21 protein-coding genes and 2 pseudogenes are annotated in these 21,351 nt (G+C 31.3%); 18 read left to right on the top strand and 5 right to left on the bottom strand.

The features are described 5' to 3' along the window. Positions 1-428 precede the first annotated feature (428 nt). From ACWJJT_RS05945 to ACWJJT_RS05935, 3 genes and pseudogenes are all read left to right on the top strand, one after another. Complete coding sequence (locus tag ACWJJT_RS05945; RefSeq protein WP_216303546.1) at positions 429-989, top strand: nitroreductase family protein; 561 nt, start codon at positions 429-431, stop codon at positions 987-989. Positions 990-1,274: 285 nt separating this feature from the next. After that, positions 1,275-1,547 (top strand): annotated as a pseudogene (locus ACWJJT_RS05940) (DUF3784 domain-containing protein); the annotation flags it as partial. Between the two features lie 1,543 nt (positions 1,548-3,090). After that, a complete protein-coding gene (locus ACWJJT_RS05935) occupies positions 3,091-3,696 on the top strand; it encodes a type IV toxin-antitoxin system AbiEi family antitoxin domain-containing protein (RefSeq protein ID WP_216303545.1) in 606 nt (201 codons plus the stop codon). 48 nt (positions 3,697-3,744) lie between these two features. Here ACWJJT_RS05935 and ACWJJT_RS05930 read toward each other — a convergent pair whose 3' ends face one another. Further along, positions 3,745-3,996 carry a hypothetical protein gene (locus tag ACWJJT_RS05930; RefSeq protein ID WP_216303544.1) on the bottom strand — a complete coding sequence of 84 codons (252 nt, stop codon included), beginning with the start codon at positions 3,994-3,996 and terminating at the stop codon, positions 3,745-3,747. Between ACWJJT_RS05930 and ACWJJT_RS05925 the strand changes: the two genes are divergently transcribed. Both ACWJJT_RS05925 and ACWJJT_RS05920 read left to right on the top strand, forming a co-directional pair. Beyond that, positions 3,956-4,402: a nucleotidyl transferase AbiEii/AbiGii toxin family protein gene (locus ACWJJT_RS05925; protein ID WP_216303543.1), complete on the top strand. Its 447-nt coding sequence runs from the start codon at positions 3,956-3,958 to the stop codon at positions 4,400-4,402. The genes ACWJJT_RS05930 and ACWJJT_RS05925 overlap by 41 nt on opposite strands. A gap of 390 nt (positions 4,403-4,792) precedes the next feature. Then, positions 4,793-5,662: a hypothetical protein gene (locus tag ACWJJT_RS05920; RefSeq protein ID WP_216303542.1), complete on the top strand. Its 870-nt coding sequence runs from the start codon at positions 4,793-4,795 to the stop codon at positions 5,660-5,662. Positions 5,663-6,085: 423 nt separating this feature from the next. Here the strand turns inward: ACWJJT_RS05920 and ACWJJT_RS05915 are convergent, their stop codons facing one another. Next, positions 6,086-6,427: a cupin domain-containing protein gene (locus ACWJJT_RS05915; protein WP_216303541.1), complete on the bottom strand. Its 342-nt coding sequence runs from the start codon at positions 6,425-6,427 to the stop codon at positions 6,086-6,088. Between the two features lie 284 nt (positions 6,428-6,711). On the opposite strand from ACWJJT_RS05915, the gene ACWJJT_RS05910 reads away from it, so the two are divergent. From ACWJJT_RS05910 to ACWJJT_RS05850, 13 genes and pseudogenes are all read left to right on the top strand, one after another. Next, positions 6,712-7,017, top strand: coding sequence for a DUF4158 domain-containing protein (locus tag ACWJJT_RS05910; protein WP_220286602.1), 306 nt, complete (start codon positions 6,712-6,714; stop codon positions 7,015-7,017). 163 nt (positions 7,018-7,180) lie between these two features. Next, positions 7,181-7,315, top strand: a pseudogene (locus ACWJJT_RS05905) (MerR family transcriptional regulator); the annotation flags it as partial. A gap of 219 nt (positions 7,316-7,534) precedes the next feature. Beyond that, the gene (locus tag ACWJJT_RS05900) at positions 7,535-8,209 is read left to right on the top strand and encodes a response regulator transcription factor (protein WP_216303539.1); all 675 of its coding nucleotides are present in this window, start codon (positions 7,535-7,537) and stop codon (positions 8,207-8,209) included. After that, positions 8,206-9,942, top strand: a complete 1,737-nt coding sequence (locus ACWJJT_RS05895; RefSeq protein WP_216303538.1) for a sensor histidine kinase — start codon at positions 8,206-8,208, stop codon at positions 9,940-9,942. Before ACWJJT_RS05900 ends, ACWJJT_RS05895 begins: the two co-directional genes overlap by 4 nt. A 222-nt stretch (positions 9,943-10,164) precedes the next feature. Next, on the top strand, positions 10,165-10,764 hold the full coding sequence (locus ACWJJT_RS05890; RefSeq protein WP_462956353.1) for a GDSL-type esterase/lipase family protein: 600 nt from the start codon (positions 10,165-10,167) through the stop codon (positions 10,762-10,764). 17 nt (positions 10,765-10,781) lie between these two features. Further along, entirely contained in the window at positions 10,782-12,179 is a 1,398-nt protein-coding gene (locus ACWJJT_RS05885) for an MBOAT family O-acyltransferase (protein ID WP_462956352.1), read from the top strand. A 14-nt stretch (positions 12,180-12,193) separates the two neighbouring features. Next, positions 12,194-12,481, top strand: coding sequence for a DHHW family protein (locus ACWJJT_RS05880; protein WP_462956351.1), 288 nt, complete (start codon positions 12,194-12,196; stop codon positions 12,479-12,481). A 149-nt stretch (positions 12,482-12,630) separates the two neighbouring features. Beyond that, positions 12,631-12,912 (top strand): N-acetylmuramoyl-L-alanine amidase, encoded by a 282-nt coding sequence (locus ACWJJT_RS05875; RefSeq protein WP_462956350.1) that lies wholly within the window; start codon positions 12,631-12,633, stop codon positions 12,910-12,912. 219 nt (positions 12,913-13,131) lie between these two features. Next, positions 13,132-13,788 (top strand): response regulator transcription factor, encoded by a 657-nt coding sequence (locus ACWJJT_RS05870; protein WP_462956349.1) that lies wholly within the window; start codon positions 13,132-13,134, stop codon positions 13,786-13,788. 3 nt (positions 13,789-13,791) lie between these two features. Next, positions 13,792-15,240 (top strand): HAMP domain-containing sensor histidine kinase, encoded by a 1,449-nt coding sequence (locus ACWJJT_RS05865; RefSeq protein WP_462956348.1) that lies wholly within the window; start codon positions 13,792-13,794, stop codon positions 15,238-15,240. Next, entirely contained in the window at positions 15,230-15,985 is a 756-nt protein-coding gene (locus ACWJJT_RS05860) for a hypothetical protein (RefSeq protein WP_220286606.1), read from the top strand. The genes ACWJJT_RS05865 and ACWJJT_RS05860 overlap by 11 nt, the downstream gene beginning before the upstream one ends. Before the next feature lie 294 nt (positions 15,986-16,279). Beyond that, positions 16,280-17,008, top strand: a complete 729-nt coding sequence (locus ACWJJT_RS05855) for an N-acetylmuramoyl-L-alanine amidase family protein (protein WP_462956347.1) — start codon at positions 16,280-16,282, stop codon at positions 17,006-17,008. A 51-nt stretch (positions 17,009-17,059) separates the two neighbouring features. Beyond that, positions 17,060-17,968 (top strand): polysaccharide deacetylase family protein, encoded by a 909-nt coding sequence (locus ACWJJT_RS05850; RefSeq protein ID WP_462956346.1) that lies wholly within the window; start codon positions 17,060-17,062, stop codon positions 17,966-17,968. Between the two features lie 81 nt (positions 17,969-18,049). Here the strand turns inward: ACWJJT_RS05850 and ACWJJT_RS05845 are convergent, their stop codons facing one another. The 3 genes from ACWJJT_RS05845 to ACWJJT_RS05835 form a co-directional block, all read right to left on the bottom strand. Continuing rightward, positions 18,050-18,724, bottom strand: a complete 675-nt coding sequence (locus ACWJJT_RS05845; RefSeq protein ID WP_220286609.1) for a helix-turn-helix transcriptional regulator — start codon at positions 18,722-18,724, stop codon at positions 18,050-18,052. A 135-nt stretch (positions 18,725-18,859) separates the two neighbouring features. Continuing rightward, entirely contained in the window at positions 18,860-20,116 is a 1,257-nt protein-coding gene (locus ACWJJT_RS05840) for a dicarboxylate/amino acid:cation symporter (RefSeq protein WP_216303525.1), read from the bottom strand. Positions 20,117-20,138: 22 nt separating this feature from the next. Further along, the gene (locus tag ACWJJT_RS05835) at positions 20,139-21,323 is read right to left on the bottom strand and encodes a MalY/PatB family protein (protein WP_216303524.1); all 1,185 of its coding nucleotides are present in this window, start codon (positions 21,321-21,323) and stop codon (positions 20,139-20,141) included. Positions 21,324-21,351: the final 28 nt, after the last annotated feature.

Raw genomic sequence — 21,351 nt, 5'->3', positions numbered from 1 at the left:
AATTTACCATTAAAATTTATCAAAATAAATTTTAATGGTAAAATATAGTATTTAATACTGACTTACTAATATTCAATATGGCTTAGCTTGATGGCTATGTTGCCGTACCCCAGACTCGTTATGTATGCAAATTCTTTAGTTGCACTAGGAGAATTTGTATAATGGTAATAGACGTACGCATTATATCTACAAAGGTGAACTATGGCTATATAACTAGTTTTCATGACCTCATTATAAAATAAACGAACTTTAAGTTGATATAACACGAACTTTTGACACTTTTTCATTCATTTTATAATTATTATTATTATTCTGACTCTTGGATAAGACAATAGTAGTATAATTAACCATATATTTGATGACATACTTATATAAGCTTATGTATTAAAATTCAAACAAAACATATTCATTTGGAGGGGAATTATTATATGAATGAAACACTTAAAATTCTAAAGGAAAGAAGAAGTATAAGGGTTTTTAAAGATGAACAAATTAAAGATGATGAATTACAATCTATTTTAGAAGCTGGATTGTATGCACCGAGTGCTCTAAATGAGCAGTCTTGGCACTTTACTGTTATACAAAACAGTAACATGCTTCAAAAATTTACTCAAGTTGCAAAAGCTGCTTTAGCTAAATCTCATATTGTTCAGTTAAGAAACATGGCAAGTAATGACAACTATAGAGCATTCTATAATGCACCTACAGCTATAATTATATCTGGTTATATGAATGCATCTAATCCTCAGGCGGATACTTCTAATGCTACTGAAAATATATTAATTGCAGCAAAGTCTCTTGGTTTAGGTACTTGTTGGATAGGGAGTATGCCATTTATATTTGGGAATGGTGAAAATGAAGAGCTAAAAAAAGAACTTAGGATACCTGAAGGATATCAGCCAATAAATTCTATTGCTTTAGGATATGCCGTTTCTGAAGTTTCTAAAGCGCCTGCAAGGAAAGAAAACAAAATAACTATAATCAAATAATTTTTTACTGTACAATTTTCGAATATGTCGACACAAGTAAACCCATATCATTAATTAGATATGGGTTTACTTTATATTTTGAAAGTAACACAATACCAATTGTGTTACTTTCACATTGAGGCTATTACCCATTTTAAAAGAATTGTAAATATACTTAATTTATGGTAATTATGTTATAGTTAAATATATATTATTATTCGAAATTGTAATAAACTAAGAACTTAGGAGATGATTATATGTCTGAATTAATAGTTATGTTGCTTATTATTACCTGTAGGATTATATTTTATTTTTATAGGATGGCGTATTTGGAAAAAAGAACAGATAACGATAATACATGATTATCATTATACAGGGGTTGCTGAAAAGGATAAAAAATCTTATACAGAAAAAATGGGTAAAGCATGTATTATAATGGGAATAGGAATGATACTGATGATGGGTATTATTAAATTCACATCAAATACTGCATATGGTGTGATATGCTTTGGGATATTCTTTGTAGGGGGATTAGTTATGATGTTTATGGCACAGAAAAAATATAATGGTGGACTGTAATGAGCATTCGCAATGATCTTATATGTCGTTATCACAAGTAACCTCATATAATTAAATATGAGGTTACTTGTTTTAAGTGTATATTGATATTCTGAAAGTAACACAATAGTAATTGAGTTACTTTCACATTGATGCTATTGCCTAATCCTTTAAAATTTCAATTTGAATGTAACATAACGTGTTGACTCTTTACTTTGAATGTATTAAAAATCAGTCTTAATATAATAATAAGACTCCGCAGTCAAAGGCTGGTCCACAGCATATTTTCTCCTTCATTCTTCATACGAAAACTTGATGTGGCACAAGCTCTTTCACTGCTCTAGGTCATAAATGAAGCTTTGGGCAATCTTACTCACTGCCCAGAAGTAAATTAATCTATTAAAGTACCTAATCATTAATTTTTCTATTTAGTCTTAGTAGCAGTCAGTAAACTAGTCCAAAGCAAATGAAATATTCCCCCTTCCCCCAAGGGTAACAAGCCCTACTGCAATGCAGCAGGACTTGTTTTTGTCTTCAAAATACTAATATTTAAAAAAATCCACATAACTTAAAGATAGAACCTCGCGACCCTCGGGTGAAAAATGGTAGGTTTTTCACCTCAGATTAACATATCAGTAACTTTTGTTTCATGAATTTAGAGTTTCAAAAAAAAAAATTATAATAGAGGTCAGAAACTCGTCCATTTTTCACATCAAATAGACAGGCTTACCCGCCACTTCGTCCCTCAGTAGCTGGGCTAGTCCATTTGCCAGCATCCTACAAGTTTTAAAAAAATGATTAGTTATCGTGTTTTCCTTCTTGGATATCGAAATATTCTTATAGTATATATATTTTATAAAACCTTATTATAATAATTATTATATTTTATATCTATTGTAGTTACTATTACTAGTAGTATAGATATTTCGGAAGGACAAGTTCTGGGCACGTATACCGTCACCCAAAAGAGAACAAGCTTTAACATAAGTATCTCTAAGCTTCCCATTGTTTTCGTCCCTCAACCACTGGTAACTAAGAAATTCTAATGATAAAGCTGGTCTTTTTTTGGGTACCCGACGGCGTGCATCGATTCTAGTTAAATTTAACTTTCACTTAATTTAATCATTCTATATAACTAATCAAAAACCTAAGTCTACGCACGCATCTGTAGTTTAATCATACCTTTAAATCTAAATACGTACATCGCCGATGGACAAGTTGTGATGAACCCACAACTTGCACAAGGTGGCTGAGTATTTCAAATATACGTGCGTAGTATTGTTTACATCTGATACATATTAAATTTAGCTATGGCAGCACTTCGCATAATAAATTTTGCTACCACTAACCCTAATCTATATTTTTTATTACTGTTTTAGTTAGGATTATCAATACTACAACTGCAGCTCCGTAGGAGATGATTTAACAAAAACAATACAAGTATGAATTTTTGCAGTAGTTTTGTTAATTAACATTGAAAAAAATCATAAATAATGTATAATTAATTTAACACATATACTGCATATTAGAACAAGTGAAGAATATTTGTTAGAGAGGTGAGAGTATGAATGAAATAATAAAACAAGAAATTAAAGAATTATTTTTCAAGAATAAAGGCTATGCTACAACAAAAGAAATATCAGGAATGGGGATAAATAGATACTATGTTAGCACCCTTGAAAAATCAGGTGTTGTTTCAAAAATAAAAACGGGATTATATAAGTGGGTAGATTATGGTTTTCAATACAATTTTGAATTAGTTGATGTATTTAAAATAGTCCCTAAAGGGATATTGTGCCTTACTTCTGCATTAGATTATCATGATTTATCAACTATTAACCCCTGGCAGTATGAGATTGCTATAGAAAGAAGCAGTAAAGTTATAATACCTAAGTATCCACCAATTAAACTTCTATATTTTTCACAAAAGCAGCTAAATATAGGTATAACTAATATAGAAGTAGATGGACATTTAATTAAGATATATGATATAGAAAAGACAATATGTGATTGCATAAGATATAGAAATAAAATTGGAATTGATATTGTAAAAGAAGGAATTAATGAGTATATAAAAAGGAAAGATAGAAACTTTAACAAATTAATGAAATATGCGGAAGTTTGTAGAGTTCAAAAAATACTAAAACAGTATTTGGAGGTGCTTGTATGAGTAAGCAAATAAAAGACATTACTGCATCGGTAAGAGCAAGACTTGCGATTATAGCAAAAAAGGAACAAAGAAGTTTATTGGACACTCCATCATTTGTGGCATTGGTACAACAACATCGCCAAACCCAATATCTAGTTGTAACACATTTCTCGCATTCCCTAAAAAACAATTAGTTTTTACTCTTATACCGTGATATTCTCCATCTTTTTTTATCTCTTCAACTTCAATTTCATCTCCACTAAAAACTAGTCCACTTGATATGAAAGCACCATTAATAAAAGTATATTCTTTAGAGTCCATTATTTCAGAAAAGTTTCAAGCTATGATTTCATTATCAGTAATTAATGGTAGAATGAAAGATTTCTACGATATATTTACTCTTCTAAGCACTAATAGTTTTGATGGACGGAAGCTACAGGAGGCTGTAGATAAAACATTGCAAACAAGGCACACGGTGATTGAAAGAGAAAATATTATTTTCACAGAAGACTTTATGAAAGATGTAAATAGAATTAAAATGTGGAAGGCTTTTTTAAGAAAGATAAACTCTGTTAATATTGAGTTTGACGAAGTTATGAGAGAAATTATAATATTTCTTAAACCTATTTATAATGTAATTGTTCATGAAGAAGAATTTTTCGAGTTTTGGGATCATGATAAAAAGCGGTGGGGTAAGTATAAAAATAATATTGAGGAAATAAAATAGCTGTTCTGATTTAAATGGAAGTATCAAGTAGTTATATATTTGTTTTTTAGCAAGTAAAATCTGTCCGCATACGCTTCCATATTTCACACTGGGATCGCACCTGCAACCTAATAAATGTAAGGAAAATATGCTTTACCATAAACATTTCTGCTCAACTTATTCTCATTTAAATCTTAATGGCAGATCATTCTAGCCATGTCTCTGCTTTATGTGATAGCATACGCAAAAATGATATTTCGTACTTAAGGAAATTAAAACCCCATAAATATAAATACTTTACTCGTTAAGTAACGGTAATAAGAGTATAATTAAATAAATGTTTTGTGTCGCAACAGTATAAAAGTCCGAAGTTAGAATTATTTATTTTTAAATGTATATGGGGGAAATTAGATGGATACAAAATGTATAAGTACAAAGCGATTAATTATAATAAATACTGTTCTCATTCTATTTTCTGCACTTTTTGCGATTATTGTTCATGCACTTTTGCCCACTTCTGTAGATGTTGCGCAGTTTGATAGTATTTTTGTTAAATGCTTTGGGTTTCCTACCGTAGCAATATTTTATTTCATTCTGCTATTTATACAGTGTGTAATGGTGGTAAGATACATAGGCGTGAGAGCAGATGCGCCTAAATTACAAATAGGGATTAGATTTGGGATAGCCTTCGCAATGATTTACTTATTTGGAATGCAAGAGATAGTAGTTGAGGGGTCTCTTTTTTCAAATTGGGGACTCGGTTTTGTTAAGTATCAGCTTATAATGGGAATAGGAGATGGTCTACCTGCAATATTGTTATGTGTGGCAATTGCTTATTTTACATTAAGTGAAAGTAAGAAAATTAAACCAATTAGTAAATTACAAATGACGAAATGCATAAAAACCATTGCTATTATTGCAATTACTATTTTTGTGGAGAGAACAATTGGTTATGAAAGCGGTCTTATAAGCAGTGACAGTGCTACATATCCAGTTCCGTGCTATATATGGACAGGTTTCTTTGGAATACTGATGGGTTATGTTTATGTGATTTTGTATCCTTTGTTAGTATTCGAAAAAAGGCAGTGTGGTATAGGTGTACCATTAAGGTTCATAGCAACTATAGGTGTGAATTGGATGATTTTTAATAGCTTTATTGGCTTAATAACGAAAGGTGCTATGCCTCAAATGTTATTACGGAGTGGATTAGATGTTGTGGTGTTGTTTTTGGCTTCAGCAGTAGCCGGTAACTATATTATTGAATTAAATGACGCTAAATAATTAACGTAATGTGAAAATATTTTAATTCACAATTTTCATATAGTATGACTAAAATCCTACCTTTTTCATTTTCTAGGAATATGTTTGAAATATGTTTTAGAGTAATTAAAGCACCGATATATTCAAAAAATTCTTTGAGTATATCGGTGCTTTGGTAATATATGTATTAATGTATAAAATCCGCATTTTGTGGTTACTACCCCCTAGGCGGAGTTCTTTGAAAATTTAAAAAATTAACCATAGTAAATATAATAAGAAATCTATAGTCTATTATTGAGATGATTACAATTAACCCATATCGATTATGATGTGGGTTTTTAACATATGATATTCTGAACGTAACACAATAGTGATTGAGTTACATTCACTTTGGGTCTATAGGCTAGATGTTCATATACAATAAATGACGTGGTATTTATATTACTAATCGTTTGAACGTCGATAGTGAACTTCGTAAGTCAAAGCACCTACAGGAGCTTTAAAAGGTCCATGCTGCATGCCTGGTGGACGAACTGCAACCATTCCTTTAGTAAATGTTTGTTCTCCGCAAATCAAACCACCTTCAATAATATAAACTTCTTCCCAACACTCGTGAATCAGAATATTTGTTGTCTCTGTTCCTGGCGCAAATTTTAGAAGTCTAGTAAACTCACTCGTCTTTTTATCCTGAGTAACTATTAGTTCCAATACTCCTTCTGGATAACCTTTTGGCCGGTTCCAGCCTGACTTATTTGGATTAAAAAACTCTTTTTCTTCTTTCGGCATGATAGTCACTCCTTTTTTGTATTTTAGTTATTATTCTATGGCATATTGTATATTCCTTCTTATACGGGGTATAAAGAACATAGCTGTCCTGTACTGAAAACTCGATTCCTAAATGTGGTAATAACTAACCTAAGCTTTAATTAAAAGTTCCGAATCTTATTTTGGAACTTGAACTTAGGTGTATTTAAAGCATTTTATTGAGTATTTTAGATTCATATGGTAAGCTACTCTTAAAATAAGTTCCTACTCTTGTACTTATAGGAACTTTTAAAGGTAGGGCACATATGATAAAAGATTTTAATTTAAACCTAAGAGAGCTCCAATTAGTTTATAATAAATCAAATGAGGCAAAAATAGGATTTGCAGTGCTGTATAAATATTTACAAAATTACGGTAAATTTCCTGAGAGTAAAGAAGCAGTGTCAGAAAAAAGTATTGAGTTCATTGCAAAACAACTTAAAATTGATGGAAAAACTTATTTAAATTACGATTTTAATAGCAGAAATGCTTTTTTTCATAAGAAGCAAATTCGAGAAGAACTTTGCTTTCGTGAATATAGTAAAAATGATATGGAATCAATTAAAGAATAGCTTATACAAATAGTTTTACCTGTTAATGATGATATTGAGTATTTAAAGCAACAACTATATAAAAGGTTTTACGAAATAAAAATTGAGTCTACTACTGAAGAAACTTTAGAGCGTATAGTTTCTTCAGCTATAAATACATTTAGATATAGGTATAAACAATGTTTTTTTATCCAACATGGCTGATATTTATTTATCAAGTGCCAATAAAGATATGAATGTTGTAGATAAGAAATATGGTAATGGCGCAGTTAAATTTATTGGAGAATCTCTAAAATTTTATTCTGAAAATAATAAGTAATGAATTAAAATGGGATATTACGCAGATGATAATAGACTAAATACTCAATATTGCATATGCGGATTCACTATAGCTTAACGGGGGCGAATTATTAAAAAACCATACATTTTATTCCTTAGCGTGGGTTTTGTCGGAAATGTTGGCTGCACCCCAGTATAATAAGACTAAATGTGTAAATGCAAAAGATTTTACTTGTAATGACACAAATGGAGGTATGGGATGAATAAAATATTGGTTGTTGAAGATGAAGATATTTTACGTGAAGTGATAATTGACTATCTAATTGAGTATGGATATCAGGTATTAGAGGCCGAAGATGGGGAAAAAGCTTTAGAGCTATTTCAATTAAATTCTGTTGATTTAGTTATACTAGATATTGTTCTGCCGAAGATTGACGGCTGGTCAGTATGCCGTAGAATACGGAAAAATTCCAGTATCCCTATAATCATTTTGACTGCACGTTCAGATGAGGATGATTCTCTTCTGGGATATGAGTTGGGAGCGGATGATTATCTGATCAAACCATATAGTCCTCTGGTTCTAATGGCAAAAGTGAAACGATTTCTTGAAAAATACCCAGGTACTATGGATGGAATGTTGACGTCAGCCGGCGGTATTGTTATAAATATGGGGTCAAGACTTGTTTCTATTGATTGTAATACTATTAATTTGACTCATACAGAATTTGAGATTCTAGCTTACTTAATGCAAAATAGAGGGATTGTAATTACCAGAGAACAATTAATAGCTAAAATATGGGGTTATGATTTTTATGGTGATGAAAAGACAATGAACAGCCATATCAGAAACCTGCGTGCTAAGCTTGGAAGTAAAGGCTGCTACATTGTTACGGTTATCCGCTCGGGATATAAATTCGAAGAGGGGCAGCTATGAAAAAAAGTATTGTTTTTAAATGGTTTGTGCTAACAGTTCTATTATTATCTACTATGTTTTTATTCATTGGAATAACGCAAAATTACTTTTTTAAGAAATATTATATTAATGAGAAATTGGATACTCTCGAAATGTATATGAAGGAGTACCCAGATATAGTAGCGAAAAAAGGAGCGGAAGCAGCATCTGGTGAAATATATAAGAATAACCAAATCTGGATTACAAAAATGGACAAAAATGGTCGTATCGGCGATGTGGAAAATTACTATCTCGAAGTGAAATTGAAAAATGAATCTCAGGGTACTTTGCGGATACCAATGTACTCCTTTGAAGGAGAATATTCTTCTGATGTACTCGCTTCATTTAAGGTCGGCGATGAGGTGATTATTGATACAGTTAATATAGCAGATGAAAAGATACCTTATATGATAAATACTAATTCAACGGGCGTCGTAAATTTAAATATTGCAAACAAGCTGAATGGTCCTAATGCTGATAAAGCGTATAGTCACCTTGTAACTGACGTATTGAGGGGAAAGATAACGAAGACTGCATTTCCCGAACGAGGGTTGGATATTTCGTTTCCCTACCATGAACTTTATTTTTTGAAACAGATAAAAGAATTTCAAGCCGGTTTGCTAGCTAATAATGCGAAACCTCTTCAGGGTACAGAAGAATTTAGTGCAACAGAAAATCTTGTGGAATATAAGATAATTATTAAACCGGTTGTTGAAAATGGGGTAACGGGATATATTTTTGCTATGACATCTCTTCAGCCGGTAGATGAAGCAATATCGGTTATACAGCAATTCTATCCTTACTTTTTTGGATTTACATTTCTGTGTGTTATATTCTTGGCATTTATTTTTTCTAAGTGGCTGGCGAAACCTCTGATATCCATCAACCAGGTCACAGAGAAAATAGCAAACATGGATTTTACGGAAAAACTGCCGGTGCGTTCCGCCGATGAAATTGGTCAGTTATCCCAAAATATTAATTATCTGTCGAACCAGATGGAAGTATATATTGGTCAGCTTAAACAGGATCTTGATAAAGAGAGAAAATTAGAAACTATACGAAAGGAATTTATTGCAGGTGTATCTCATGAGCTGAAAACGCCTCTTGCGGTTATGAAAAGTTGTCTGTCTATTTTTAAAGACGGAATTGCAGCTGAAAAAAGGGAACATTACTTACAGGCGATGGAAGATGAAATACAACGGATGGACTTGCTGGTTGTAAACATGTTGGATCTAGCTAAATTTGAATCTGGTACCTATAAGCCTGAATTAGCTCCTTTTGAAATGGATAAAGCAATTACCGAAGTATGCAAGTCCCTGGCTGAGCAAATACAGGAGAAAAATATCTCTCTTATATTAAGACTTTGCCCTAAAATTGTAGTGGGGCATAAATGGCTAATCAGTCGCGTTATTACTAATTTTCTCAGTAATGCAATCCGGAATACGGAGAATGGATATGCAATCGTAATTGCTATAAGCTGCAATGGAGAGACAGCAGAAATCAGCATAGAAAATCAGGGGAAGCCGATATTAGAGGAAGACAGGAAAAAGATATGGGACCAATTCTACCGTGTGGAGGCACGGACATCCAAAGCAGGTACGGGTCTTGGACTTTCCATATCCAAGGGGATATTGGAGCTTCATCATGCAATTTATGGTGTGGAAAATACGAAAGATGGCGTCCGTTTTTTCTTTTCTCTACCGGTCCAACCATAAATCATTGATTATATCTTCAGAGAAAGATATATGCCTTCTTTAAGATACTTTTATTCAAAAAAATTAATATTTTACTGACGAAAAAGCTATGAAGGGTACTTCATGGCTTTTGTTCTGCAAAAAATTAGAAAGAAATAATATCCGAACTCTATCTTATCTGCACCTGTTCTGCATTTTACTATTGTAATATAAGTTTATGAAATAAAGAAAAGAGGTATTTTTATGAAAAAATTAATTATTAGTTTCCTTATGGGTATTCTTTTGATAGGTATGACTGCCTGCGGGAATACAAATGCTGCAAAGGATGTTACAGCTAAGTCTAAGAACAATGTGTTTATCGGAGATTCCATTACCGAAGGTTTTGTCATCAATGAAATTCTTCCTAAAGAAAGTGTAATAGCTGGGGCAGGAGCCACAGCCGGGTTTACGTATGATAAAATTGATGGCTTGACTAAAAAGAAACCGGACAACGTCTTTATCATGTTGGGATCGGATGACCTGTTCATGCCTGTGAAGGATCCTAAAGAATTATTCAGAAATGATTTAACAAAACTGATTAACAAGATAAAGGAAGAACAGCCCAATTGTAAGATATATATCCAGTCCATAACACCTGTAACACAGGAGGCATTAAAACTAGAACCCCGCTATAAAAATGTAGATGAATATAACAAGCTTTTAAAGGAGTTAGCGGGCAAGTTATCAGTTAATTATATAGACATAGGAGCATTGGCAAAGGAAAATCCCAATTTATTTGCGGAAGATGGTGTTCATTTCAAGAAAGAATTTTATCAACTGTGGTTGAAGAAACTTTCTAAATAATTATAGCGGAGGGATATATGATATTCAGTAGTCTGTTTTTTACATTTGCGTTTTTGCCTATCACAGTAATTCTATATTATTCCTTAGGAAAGCACTTTAGGAATATTGTCCTGCTGACTGCAAGCCTGTTTTTTTATGCATGGGGAGAACCTATCTATGTGTTATTGATGTGCGGTTCCATAACGATTAATTACTGTCTAGGCACTCTCTTAGGTAGATCTGATACCAGTAGCCGAAAAAGGAAGCTTTTTTTAATAATAAGCCTGGTGCTCAATTTAGGCTGTCTCGCTTATTTTAAATACATCGGCATGATCATAAGTACAATAGGTAGTTGGAATTTGAATGCTGGAACACCAACGCTTCCCATAGGAATTTCGTTTTATACCTTTCAGACACTATCTTATGTGATTGATGTATATAGGGGAAAAATAAAGCAGCAGAAAAGCCTGATTCTATTTGCCCTTTATATTACTATGTTCCCGCAGTTGGTGGCAGGGCCTATTGTGAACTATGCAGACATTGAATCACAGTTAGCTTACAGGAGCATGAACTTCAAAAAATTTAATTCCGGGATGCAGCGCTTTCTGTGTGGTCTTGCGAAAAAGATGCTTCTTGCAAATAATATAGGACTACTATGGTCTGAAGTAAAAGCCATGCCAGGTACAGAAGTTTCAATGCTCATGGCATGGGCCGGGATTATTGCCTTTACATTACAGATTTATTTCGATTTTAGCGGGTATTCAGATATGGCTATCGGATTGGGAAAAATGTTTGGATTTCGTTTCAAGGAAAACTTCCAGTATCCATATATTTCGCAAAGTATTTCGGAATTTTGGCGCAGGTGGCATATCTCCCTAGGATCATGGTTTAAGGAATATGTATATATTTCTCTTGGTGGAAACCGTGTCGGTAAGTGGAAACTGATACGGAACATGTTCATTGTATGGTTTCTCACCGGGCTCTGGCATGGTGCAAGTTGGAATTTTGTTTTATGGGGGCTTTATTTTGGAGCTTTAATATTAATAGAAAAATTGTTTTTGCAGAAAAGCATGACAAGATGGCCAAAGGTTGTCCGTCATATATACTTATTGCTGTTTGTTGTTATAGGCTGGGTGCTTTTTGAATTTACCAACCTGACGGATATGCTCGGTTTTCTGCGGATCATGTCTGGAGTAGGAGGTAATGCGCTTATTAATAACCAAGCAATTGTGAAGCTAAAAGCTTATGCCATCTTATATATTGTTTGTATCATTGCGGCTTCACCTTGGCCTAAGGAACTGGCGTTAGTATTTGAAAGAAGTCATTACAATATTTATAAATTAGCAGTAACCGTGTATTATTGTGTACTAATGTTTTTTTCCACGGCATACATGGTTAGTTCAACCTACAACCCATTTATATATTTCCGATTTTGACCAGGAGGATTGATATGAGAATAAGTAACAAAAAAAAACTTGCCGTTATACAGAATATTATGTGTATGTTGCCGCTTTTATTTATACTTGCTATGTTTATATTGAATCTTGCTCTACCGGCTAAAACCTATTCAAGAGAGGAGAGGCGTTACTTAGCACAATGGCCTGTTTTTCATATTGAAAAAGTATTAGATGGCAGTTATGAGACTAAGGTTGAATCATATTTTTCTGATCAGTTCCCTTCTCGAAATTTTTGGGTTCATATTCAGAAAGGCTCCAATCAAATTTTATTTAAAAGGTAATTTTTATTACATTGCTGTGGATAGTAACATTAGCAACGATTGATCAATATGAGAGAAAAATGCTACAACTACAAGATCCTTCTGATACATATCAAATATGTCAGATAAACGATGAAGTTCAAGACAATGTAGAAAGAGGGTAAAAATCCATGAAAAAAAAGTTGTTGAAAATAAATATAAAAGCACTCTTTGTATTCTTATTAATCCTGGGATTGCTATTTATTAGTAATATGGTGAAAAAAGGAGAGAATGCTAATTCACAGAGTATTACTTCTAATTTTACAGTATGTATTGATGCAGGCCATGGCGGATATGATGTTGGTGCTACAAACTCATCGAATATTTTTGAAAAGGATGTAACATTAGCAATTGCTCTAGCTGTAAAAAACGTCAAAACGGCAATTAATTTTAACGATGATAAATATTATTAAAACTTTTAAGATTTACCTATACAAGGAAAAAAGTTAAAGTAGATATCAGACAATAGGATTAAAATATAATAATTTATTAGATAAGTATCTAAAACTTTACAACAACTTTACATATAGGATAATCTTCTCATATATAAATAGTTTATAATTTTACTTGCTAATTATTTATATTAATAAATTTGAATAAATAAAACAATAATATTATTGGAGGTGATTTGTTTGAAACAAAAGATTCTAATAGTAGAAGATGATTTAGCAATATCAAACTTAATCAGATTAAATTTAAATATAGCAAATTATGAAACTAAAGAAGTTTATGATGGCTTTGAAGCAATTAATATAATTGAAAATGAACCTTTTGATTTAATACTACTGGATGTTATGCTTCCAAATGCTGATGGTTTTACTATAATGGATAAAATAAGATATTTAGATATTCCTGTTATATTTCTTACTGCTAAAAACTCAGTTATTGATAAAGTAACTGGATTAAAATTAGGAGCAGAAGATTATATTGTAAAGCCCTTTGAGGCTCTAGAACTGTTAGCAAGAATTGAAACTGTTCTTAGAAGATATGGAAAAGCTAATGATGCTTTGGAATTTAAAGATATTAAAATATATTTAAAAGAAAGAATAGTAAAAAAAAGTGGCAAAATAGTAGATTTAACTCTTAAGGAATTTGAATTATTATGTATATTGGTGCAAAATAAAAATATAGCATTAACTAGAGATATACTATTAGAAAGAGTATGGAAATATGATTATTTTGGAGGAACTAGAACTGTTGATATGCATATAGGTTCAATTAGAAAAAAATTAGACCTAAATGATAATATTAAGACGGTTTATAAAATTGGCTACAGGTTGGAGGACTAATAGATGAAATTTTGGCAAAGAATATACATTTTATTTTTGACTTTATTTATTTTAACCTTTAGCTTTGCAGGAATTTTAATAATAGAAAAGATTCATAATGAAACATTAAAAAGAGAAGTAGATAGATGTTTAAGTGAACATTTGAGTATTTATTCAGGAGTGAATTTAAGTATTCCGGTGTATGACACTTTAAGAAGGTATTCCCGTAATACCAGCTCGGATGATGAAATTTTATCTAATGCCATCAATGATTATTACAAAAAATACAATGATAAAAATGTTTATGTAGAGATTTTAGATACAAATAATAAAAGTGTGTTTAGTAATATGAATTTTAAAATTCCTGATAAAAGAGAAGAAATCAATTCACTTCAACCAGATAAAAGACAATATATAATTAAGGATATAGGTAATAAATCATATATATTTATATCAAACTTGATAAATATAAACAATAAATCCTATAAATTTACTTATGCGCGAAATATTTCAGGAATTTATAAAGAAAGAGGAAATCAGTATGTTTTCTTTTTTAAACTAGACGTAGTAGTATCTTTAGTTTTCATGGCGTTTATGTATTTTGCAAGTAAATATATAACAAAACCAATCCAGAATCTTATAGGGGCTACTAAAAGAATAGTTAAAGGAAACTTTTCAGAAAAGGTAGAAATAAAATCTAAAGATGAATTTGGCGTGCTGGCAGAAAATTTCAATACAATGGCTGAGGTTGTTGAAGAAAAAATAAATGAATTAGAAAGAAATAATAATGAAAAACAGAGGTTCATCGATAACTTGGCCCATGAATTAAAAACACCATTAACTTCTATAATAGGGTATGCAAATTTACTTCGTACCACCAAATATAATGAGGAAATTTTTATAGACGGTCTTGGCTATATATATGGAGAAGGAAAGCGGTTAGAGGAATTATCTTTTAGGCTAATGGACTTAATACTATTAAGAAAAGAAGAGTTTAAGATGCAAAATGAAAGCATAAAAAACATTGTTCTTGAAGTAAAAGGGTCATTGCTTCCAAAACTTATTGAAAAAAACATAAGCTTAGTAATAGAGGATAATGATTTTGAAATGATGATGCAACGTGATTTAATGAAGGTACTACTAACTAATCTTATAGACAATGCTATAAAAGCTTCTAAGGTTAAATCAGAAATTCACATTGGTATTAACAAATATAAATATGAAGTTGAAATAAAAGATCATGGCATAGGGATTGCTAAGGAACATATAGATAAGATCTTTGAACCCTTCTATATGGTTGATAAAGCAAGAACTAGGGCAAGTAATGGTGCCGGATTAGGTTTATCAATATGTAAAAAGATATTGGATATTCATAGTGGATGCTTTGTAGTTGAAAGTGAAATAGATAAGGGAACTTCAATTAAATTAATATTTAATACTTGTAAAGGTGGTGACTCCTTTCATGAAACATAAAATAATACTTCTCGTATTATTGATTTCTAGTATTTTTTTAACTTCCTGTAGTGATTTTAGTAACATAAAAAAAAATCAACTGGTAGTTATAAAGCTTGATAAAAATACTATATCTACTTCAGATATAGTGAATGGAAAAAAAATCTTAACAGAGGAAGGAGCAAAATTAAAAGCTCTAGAAATTTTAGAAAAATATTTTAATGTGAAACTTTACCTGACAGAGGTTGGAAGTAATGTTCAGTTCTTTAGTTCATCAATGTTAAAAAAAGATTTAGAGCTGATAAAGCCAAGTAATTATTCAAAAACGCAATTGGAATATAGTAAATCTGTGTTAGAAAACGGTTTATATAATGTAGAATTTTTTACAAGAGTAGAAAAGAAAACACAAAATACAAATTACACAGGCTATGTTATGAAAATAGATTCAAAAACAGGAGAATGTATATATTTTAACAGTTATGATAGTGAGATTATACCTTCTTCAAACAGTAGTATTGATATAACCGAAGCAAAAAAAATAGCAAAAGAATTTATACTAAAAAATAATATTGCTAATATTAAAAATATAAAGTTAGTTAATCAAAATCCGAAAAGCGTAAAGGAGCCAGTTGGATGCAGTTTAGTATACGAGGATGCTGACGTAGCTAGTAATAAGGTAATAATTTCTATTGATGAGAGCACTAAAAAAATATACAGTTTCTCAATAGGAGTAATGGCGATAATTCAATCTAATACTAGTTGGTAAGAAAATAAACAAATGGAATAAAATCATAAAACTTACTACTTTAGTGTAAGTGACATAAATAAGAAAAGGCATCCCATATTCGGAATGCTTTTTCTTATATATGTCTCTTTACAAAATACTCACTTTTAACAAAATCTTATTTTGTTAAAAGTGAGTATTTTTTTAGAACTAGATAATTCTTTTCTTTACATATGCTTTACAACTATTAAAAACTTCTGATATATTCTCCTATTATAATTAAATATATCAGATAAACGATAAAAAGCAAAAACAATGTAGAAAGAAGGGAAATCTATGAAAAAAAAGTTGTCGAAAATAAGTATAAAAGCACTCTTTGTATTCTTATTAATCTTGGGATTGCTATTTATTAGTAATCCAGTAAAAAAAGGAGCGAATGCTAATCCACAGATTATTAATAACCACGAGCAAAAGAGTAATACTTCTAATTTTACAGTATGTATTGATGCAGGCCATGGCGGATATGATATTGGTGCTACAAACTCATCGAATATTTTTGAAAAGGATGTAACATTAGTAATTGCTCTTAAAGTAGGCGCTCTCTTAGAAAAAGATGGTATTAAGGTGTTATATACAAGAACTACTGATAAAGTGTCCTGGCCCTCTGATAATAAGCTAGATCTTAGAGCAAGAGTTAAAGTATCAAATGAGGCTAAAGCAGATGCATTTGTATCTATACATTGTAATTCTGCTACTGACTCTAGCTATCGTGGAGTAGAAACCTGGTGTAGGTTTCCTAATACTGATGGTGAAAAACTTGCTGAAAGTATCCAAAAGGAACTTGGTAATAGTAATTACTCCGCCGATAGAGGGTTGAAATATGAATCTAATGGACACTCATTGGCTGTATTACGGCTTAATAATTCTGTTTCCGCATTAATTGAAATAGGTTTTTTAAGTAATTCTTCAGATGCTAATTTTATAACATCTGAAAGTGGACAAGAAGTATGTGCTAATAGTATAGCAAAAGGAATTTTAAATTATAAGTCATCAGTTAAAAAGTAATTAGTTTTACACTAAAATTAATGTTTAGATATAACAAAGGAGAAAAAAATTATGAGAATAAAAAGCAATAAATTTAAGACAATAAGAAACACTGTAATTATAGTATTTTCTATTATATTATGTGCTTTATTTTATACAGGGTATACATGGGTTTCAGAAGTGAATGTCCAAGCCAAGGAAAATCAGGTATTACAGGCTAAGGCACAGGAAATAAAGGAAAAAGACGAATCGGATAAGAAAGCTAAAGATTTAAATACTAAAGCCGCTAATGCTGCAGCTGATTATGATATACAAAAAATATCAGATATATCTAGCGGTAGAGGCTTGAAAGATGGTAAGAAAATCGCGTTTCTTACTTTTGATGATGGCCCATCTACTACTGTAACACCACAAGTACTAGATGTATTAAAAGATAATAAAATAAAAGCAACCTTCTTTACTGTTGGAAACCTTATAGAATCTAATAATTCAAGTAAAGAGCTTATAAAAAGAATTTCCAAAGAAGGACATTCTATAGGAAATCATAGCTATAGTCATTCAATGAAAACATTATATCCTCATAACAGACTTGATGTAAGTATTTATATGGCTGAACTTGAGAAAACTAACAATATCTTAAAAGATATTTTAGGACAAGATTTTAATGCACGAGCAATGAGAATGCCAGGTGGATATATGTCTAGAGTATACTACGATGATCCTAATTTGACTGAATTGAATGCCAAGTTAAAGGAAAAAGATATGTATAGTATAGATTGGAATGCATATATTTTCGATGCTGAGGGTAAAAACAAAACTGCCCCCGAATTAGTAGAAGCCTTTAAAAAAGATGTAGGTACACAAGAAAAAATAGTAGTATTAATGCACGATACATATGGTAAGGAAGAAACTGCAAAGGCATTACCTGAAATTATAGACTATCTAAAAATAAATGGATATGAATTTAAGATTATAAAATAACTTAAGGCAGTATTTGTAATATAATGGTATAAAACAACTTATAAGTGTTGCCTAATTAGTGTAGCGAAGGCACGATAATGCTTATTCTTGGTTTTTTATTTTCTGAACATATCTATAAATGGTGGCTTCTGATGAGCCTAATGTTTTAGCAAGTTGTTTAACGGCACCTTTTAATAGAAAGATTCCTTTTTGATGAAGTTCCTCGACTATATGAATCTTATCTTCTTGTTTTAAATATTCAATAGTAATACCTTTAGCAGAGGTTATTTTATTAATTGAACATTGAGCTAATTCTTCAATGATTGAAGAGAGATTTTCTGATTCACTATCATCTTTACGTTCTAATTCAGGTTCTTTTTTATAAAGAGAATATACCTTTGAAACAGTTTCCATCAAAGTATTAAGTGCTGTTTCATCAGTGTTCACAGATATAAGACCAATTAAATTCATATCATCATCTCTTATAAAAAAAGTTGACGAACGTAGGGAGTTATTTATTTTATTATCTCCGTTATAATTAGTAATAAAATCATTTTTTTCATTTGAATTTTCTTTTAGTATTTTTAAAATTAAATCTGTTGCAGGAGCACCAACTTCTCTTTTGGAAATATAGTTATTTTTTATACTAATAATAGAATGGTCTAAATCTGTTAAGTCGTGTAAAGCCACTTCACTATTTTTACCCAAAATCGCAGCAATAAAATCTACCAACGGAATATATTTATTTAATTTATTCTGTATAAGTTTAGATGACATTTTTTCACCTCATAAATATCTTTATATTTAGCCTTGTGCATATTGCAAAGTGTTGTCTTTATAGAATTTTAACTGAAGAGATATAATTCCAGTAAGTGTTATATTTTCACTGGAATTATAGTACTATCTCCTAACTTACATAAATGATTCTGTTTCTATATGAGATATTTTATTAGTGGCAATTTTTTTATCAGCCCAGTTTTTACCTTCAATAATGCGAGAAATAATCATTGCAACCCCAGTATCACCAGTAGCGTTAATTGCTGTTGCTGGTGCGTCTGTTATTGTTCCAATTAAAACCATAATTGGAATTGAAACAGCCGGAAATCCAAAAGCAGCTACAATAAATATTTCTCCAACATAGCCACCTGCCGGTATTGCACCCATTACTGATGAGGCTACTACAGATACTACAATAGCAGTCAATAAGTTTTTAGGATCCAGAAAGTTAATGTTAAAAATAGAACACATAAATGCAATTTTTAAAATTGAAATTAAACACGCTCCATCTTTATGAAGATTACAACCCATAGGAATAGTAATATTCTTAATATCTTCTGGAATGCCAATGTTTTTTGAGGCAATAAGATTACTCGGAATACTTGCAGCACTAGAGCACGTACCTAAAGATGTTAAAGCTGGCGGAACAATGTGTTTCCAAAAATTTCTAATTCCTCTATTTCCATCACCAATGAAAGCGAAAATAGTATTTGCTAAAAAGAAATATATTAGAGCCGCTATAAAATATATTATTAATGCTCTTGATAGTGGTCCTGCAATTTCATCACCATACTGCCCAATCAAAGTAGCGAAGAATGCACCTAGTCCTATTGGGGCTAAAAGCATGACATATCCAACCATTTTCATAATAACACTAGATAGTGAGTCAAATAATTGCATTACAGGTTTTCCTTTTTCTCCTATAGCAACAGTAGATACTCCAAAAAACATAGAAAAAACAATTAAAGCCATCAAATTTTTTCTTGACCATAACAGTGAAAAGTCATTTACTGTAAACATCGATAAAAAATTACTACTGCTCGTCATATCCTTTACTGTTTCATTCATAACGATATTTGCTCCATGAGCTGGATCAAACACCCCACAGATGACAGCCATATAAACGCTGGCTATGATTTCTGTTACAATAAACAATACCATCATGATAGATAATACTTTACCAAGCTTGTGCAAATTCTCCATATTAGCAATGGAAGATACTAACGATACGAAAATCATAGGGACTACGCAACAATATAATAAATTTAGAAAAACATCTGCTATAGGAGTAAGAAGTACAGCTTTTGGTCCAAGTATCCATCCTACAATGGACCCTACTAACATTCCCCCAAGGAGGATAAAAGAAAATTTATAATTCTTTAAAAACTTCATTAGTGTTCCTCGCCTTCTATTTTTACAAAGAATTGATATTCTTTATGATGTTGTCTACAGCCATTTCAACATATTTGGGATCAGTAGCCATATTGAGTCTAACAAAACCTTTGCAATCTTTACTAAACAACTCACCTAAATCAACAGCAAGTCTACATTTGTCCTGTATAAAGGTTTTTGTGTCCTTAGGATCTATATATTCTCGTAAATCTAACCAAGCAAGATAGGTTCCTTCTAATGGCGTAATAATTATTTTTGGTGCTTTTTCATTTAGTCTGGTTTTAACATAGTTATAATTATATCGTATTACATCTAGTAAAGAATCTAACCACTCTTTTCCATGGCTATAAGCAGCTTCTGCTGCAGTGAGTCCCATGATATTTACTTCTGTTTGATTAACAGTTTTTGCATAAGCGTCATATTTAGCTCTTATTTCTTCATTGGATATGATTATATGGGAATTTAATAACCCAGCTAGATTGAAAGTTTTTGACGGTGCTGTAACTGTTATTAGATTATCTGCATACTTTCCGCAACTTACAATCGCTGCTGGAATTTGAACATTTTTTCCAACTATAATATCCTGATGAATCTCATCTGAAACAACAAGTACATTGTGTTTTTTACATATAGACAAAACTTTATCCAATTCTTCTTCTGTCCAAACTCTACCAACTGGATTATGAGGAGAGCATTGGATAAATAATTTGACGTCGTTTTCAACAATATTCTTTTCAAAATTCTCGAAATCAATAGTATATACTCCGTTAGTATTAATTAATTCCGATGTAATCAATTTTCTTCCATTATCGTTTACCGCATTGTGGAAGGGATAATAAACTGGAGTAATAATCATTACTGAGTCATTGGGTTTTGTAAAAGCATTAACAAACCAGTATAAGGCAAGAACAACACCAGTTGAAAAACGCATCCATTCTTTATTTATCTCATAATTATGTTCATTCTTTTCCCACTTAATGAAGGCATCATAATAGGATTCAGGTACATAAGAATATCCAAATATTCCGTGTTGAATTCTTTTCTTCAGTGCATCAACTACAACTTCAGGAGTTTTAAATTCCATGTCTGCAACCCACATAGCAATTAAATCTTTATCACCATAACGCTTATCTAGTGCATCCCATTTTAAGGAGTTTGTCCCTAACCTATCTATTGAATACTTTTCACAAAATTCTTTGATATTCATTATAAAAGCTCCTTTTTTTTTATAAATT

Source organism: Clostridium sp. CM041 (genome assembly GCF_055081035.1).
This window is presented reverse-complemented; position numbering and strand designations above follow the sequence as displayed.

Excerpts from the sequence above, each read along its gene's own strand:
- ACWJJT_RS05945 (WP_216303546.1), top strand. The coding sequence starts at position 429 with ATGAATGAAACACTTAAAATTCTAAAGGAAAGAAGAAGTATAAGGGTT.
- ACWJJT_RS05935 (WP_216303545.1), top strand. The coding sequence starts at position 3,091 with ATGAATGAAATAATAAAACAAGAAATTAAAGAATTATTTTTCAAGAAT.
- ACWJJT_RS05925 (WP_216303543.1), top strand. The coding sequence starts at position 3,956 with ATGAAAGCACCATTAATAAAAGTATATTCTTTAGAGTCCATTATTTCA.
- ACWJJT_RS05930 (WP_216303544.1), bottom strand. The coding sequence starts at position 3,996 with ATGGACTCTAAAGAATATACTTTTATTAATGGTGCTTTCATATCAAGT.
- ACWJJT_RS05920 (WP_216303542.1), top strand. The coding sequence starts at position 4,793 with ATGGATACAAAATGTATAAGTACAAAGCGATTAATTATAATAAATACT.
- ACWJJT_RS05915 (WP_216303541.1), bottom strand. The coding sequence starts at position 6,427 with ATGCCGAAAGAAGAAAAAGAGTTTTTTAATCCAAATAAGTCAGGCTGG.
- ACWJJT_RS05910 (WP_220286602.1), top strand. The coding sequence starts at position 6,712 with ATGATAAAAGATTTTAATTTAAACCTAAGAGAGCTCCAATTAGTTTAT.
- ACWJJT_RS05900 (WP_216303539.1), top strand. The coding sequence starts at position 7,535 with ATGAATAAAATATTGGTTGTTGAAGATGAAGATATTTTACGTGAAGTG.
- ACWJJT_RS05895 (WP_216303538.1), top strand. The coding sequence starts at position 8,206 with ATGAAAAAAAGTATTGTTTTTAAATGGTTTGTGCTAACAGTTCTATTA.
- ACWJJT_RS05890 (WP_462956353.1), top strand. The coding sequence starts at position 10,165 with ATGAAAAAATTAATTATTAGTTTCCTTATGGGTATTCTTTTGATAGGT.
- ACWJJT_RS05885 (WP_462956352.1), top strand. The coding sequence starts at position 10,782 with ATGATATTCAGTAGTCTGTTTTTTACATTTGCGTTTTTGCCTATCACA.
- ACWJJT_RS05880 (WP_462956351.1), top strand. The coding sequence starts at position 12,194 with ATGAGAATAAGTAACAAAAAAAAACTTGCCGTTATACAGAATATTATG.
- ACWJJT_RS05875 (WP_462956350.1), top strand. The coding sequence starts at position 12,631 with ATGAAAAAAAAGTTGTTGAAAATAAATATAAAAGCACTCTTTGTATTC.
- ACWJJT_RS05865 (WP_462956348.1), top strand. The coding sequence starts at position 13,792 with ATGAAATTTTGGCAAAGAATATACATTTTATTTTTGACTTTATTTATT.
- ACWJJT_RS05860 (WP_220286606.1), top strand. The coding sequence starts at position 15,230 with ATGAAACATAAAATAATACTTCTCGTATTATTGATTTCTAGTATTTTT.
- ACWJJT_RS05855 (WP_462956347.1), top strand. The coding sequence starts at position 16,280 with ATGAAAAAAAAGTTGTCGAAAATAAGTATAAAAGCACTCTTTGTATTC.
- ACWJJT_RS05850 (WP_462956346.1), top strand. The coding sequence starts at position 17,060 with ATGAGAATAAAAAGCAATAAATTTAAGACAATAAGAAACACTGTAATT.
- ACWJJT_RS05845 (WP_220286609.1), bottom strand. The coding sequence starts at position 18,724 with ATGTCATCTAAACTTATACAGAATAAATTAAATAAATATATTCCGTTG.
- ACWJJT_RS05840 (WP_216303525.1), bottom strand. The coding sequence starts at position 20,116 with ATGAAGTTTTTAAAGAATTATAAATTTTCTTTTATCCTCCTTGGGGGA.
- ACWJJT_RS05835 (WP_216303524.1), bottom strand. The coding sequence starts at position 21,323 with ATGAATATCAAAGAATTTTGTGAAAAGTATTCAATAGATAGGTTAGGG.